Here is a 1405-nt window from a genome sequence, read left to right as displayed (position 1 = left end):
CGTGTTGGGGTGGACGGCCCCCGACGGCATCGCAATGTGCCAGAATGAGGTCGTTGCAGATCTCAACAAGGGAGACCGTCCGTGGATAAACTTATTCGCATTGGCATGGATACGTCAAAGAGCGTTTTCCAGTTGCATGGGGTGAATGAAGCCGAACAGCCTGTATTGCGCAAGAAGCTGCGGCGCAATCAGGTGCTCGCCTTCTTTGCGGGGCTTCCACCACTGAAGGTTGGCATGGAGGCCTGTGGCGCGGCTCATTACTGGGCGCGGGAGTTGCGCGCGTTGGGTCACGAGGTGCTGCTGATGCCGGCGCAGCACGTGAAGCCCTATGTCCAGCGCTCCAAATCGGATGCCGCCGATGCCGATGCAACCTGTGAAGCGATGAACCGGCCCCGCATGCGTTTCGTTGCGGCCAAGAGCGCCGATCAGCAAGCGGCACAGATGCTGGCGAAGCTGCGTGCGCAGTTCATCGATCGGCGCACGCAGCTCTCCAACTCGATTCGCGGCTTTGCGGCGGAATTCGGTTTGATCGCGCCCAAGGGGCTTTCCCGGCTCGGCGATCTTTTAGCCGACATTCGCGCCGACACGACGGTCCCGGATATGGCCAGGGACATGTTCGAGACGCTGGCGCGCGATTACGCCCACATCAGCGCCGAGGTTGCCTTGCTCGATGAGAAGCTGCTTGCGCTTCATAGGCACAACGAACTGAGCCGGAGGTTGGCCGCCATACCGGCAGTCGGCCCTGTTGGAGCGACGTTGCTGGCCATCAAGGTGACGGACGTGCATGGCTTCAAGTCGGGGCGCGATTTTGCCGCCTGGCTCGGACTGACGCCGAAGAATCATTCGACAGCAGGCAAAAACAGGCTTGGGGTGATTACCCGCGCTGGCGACGAGATGCTGCGAAGCGTGCTGGTGGCGGGCGCCACCGCTCTCATCCAACACATGCGCCGAGGCAGCAAAAGGTTCTGGCCATGGCTGGCGGCCCTGATCGCGCGCAAGGCTCCCAAACTTGCCGCAGTGGCGCTGGCTAACAAGCTGGCCCGCATCGCCTGGAAGCTGATGGTCAGCGGCGAGCAATACCGTCCCATCGGCGCCACCTATCCAGCGCCTGTGGTGCCGTGAGAGCATTAAGAGTTCGGTGCCGAGCGCACGCTCGACACTGAAGGCCGGAACTTGCAAGCAGAGGAGAAGATGGTGTGACCGGTCGAACCGGGACGAGCGAGACACTCCGAGGTGCTCACTGGCAGTCAATGTCGTGTACGTGTTTGGAACTCGCTATCCGTGAAGCCCATCTAGGCCAGCGCTCACATATCCGCGCGCAAAAGGCCGGACATATGAGCGCAAGCGATCCGATCAAATCATCTTCAGCCAAAACCTTGCAAGCAGGGGGCCGTCCACATATGAG

General features: G+C 61.1%; 1 protein-coding gene. It reads left to right on the top strand.

Features of this window, described 5'->3' with window-relative positions:
• Positions 1 to 81 precede the first annotated feature (81 nt).
• Complete coding sequence (locus tag O7A70_RS33755) at positions 82 to 1122, top strand: IS110 family transposase (protein ID WP_337144196.1); 1041 nt, start codon at positions 82 to 84, stop codon at positions 1120 to 1122.
• Positions 1123 to 1405 lie beyond the last annotated feature (283 nt).

Origin of the sequence: Mesorhizobium sp. Cs1299R1N1 (assembly GCF_037179655.1) — a bacterium.
Classification (GTDB): Bacteria; Pseudomonadota; Alphaproteobacteria; order Rhizobiales; family Rhizobiaceae; genus Mesorhizobium; species Mesorhizobium salmacidum.
The sequence above is the reverse complement of the archived record's forward strand: the minus strand, read 5'-3'. Positions and strand labels throughout refer to the sequence as shown.